The organism is Acidovorax sp. ST3, assembly GCF_003231145.1.
GTDB lineage: Bacteria > Pseudomonadota > Gammaproteobacteria > Burkholderiales > Burkholderiaceae_C > Acidovorax.
Window position 1 is genome coordinate 1 of sequence record NZ_QKVP01000021.1, and the last position, 770, is coordinate 770.

Annotated in this window: 1 protein-coding gene; it reads right to left on the reverse strand. The window is 67.0% G+C overall.

What is annotated here, in order from left to right:
- The coding region (locus DNK89_RS24615; protein ID WP_203422496.1) for an ABC transporter ATP-binding protein at positions 1 to 770 on the reverse strand (770 nt) is incomplete at both ends.

Below are 770 nucleotides of genomic sequence, written 5' to 3' on the forward strand. Positions count from 1 at the left end.
GAGCGAGAAGTCCGCGGGGCGGATGCCGAGCACGGCCCGCATGCCGTCCTTCAGCCGGAACGCGTGGCCCGAAACCGCGAAATCATGCTCCGCGACTTCCAGCCGCCAGCCGTCCGTCTTTCTTACGGTGACATCCAGGAAGTTCATGGCCGGCGTGCCGATGAAACCGGCAACGAATTCATTGGCCGGCGCATGATAAAGTTCCATTGGCGCACCGATCTGCTCGATGCGGCCGGCGTTCAGCACCACGATCTTGTCGGCCAGCGTCATCGCCTCGACCTGGTCGTGGGTGACGTAGATCATCGTCGCCTTGAGACGGCGATGCAGCTGCGCAATCTCCAGACGCGTGTTGACACGCAGCGCGGCGTCGAGGTTCGACAGCGGCTCGTCGAACAGGAACAGCTTCGGCTCGCGCACCACGGCCCGGCCGATGGCGACGCGCTGACGCTGGCCGCCGGAGAACTCGTGCGGGTAGCGGTCGGCGGCGTCCGGACGCAGGCTGACGCGGGCCAGCAACTGCGCCACCCGTTCGCGGATGGCCTCGCGGCCGTAGCCGAAGTTGCGCAACGGCTCGCCGATGATGTCGCGCACCCGCATGCGCGGGTTCATCGACGAAAACGGGTCCTGGAAGATGAACTGCATGCGCCGCCGCATGGCGCGCAACTGGCCGCTGTTCATCGCGGCCAGGTCGGCGCCTTCGAGCAGGATGCGGCCCGCGGTGGGATCGGTCAGGCGGATCAGGCACTTGCCGGTGGTCGACTTGCCGCAGC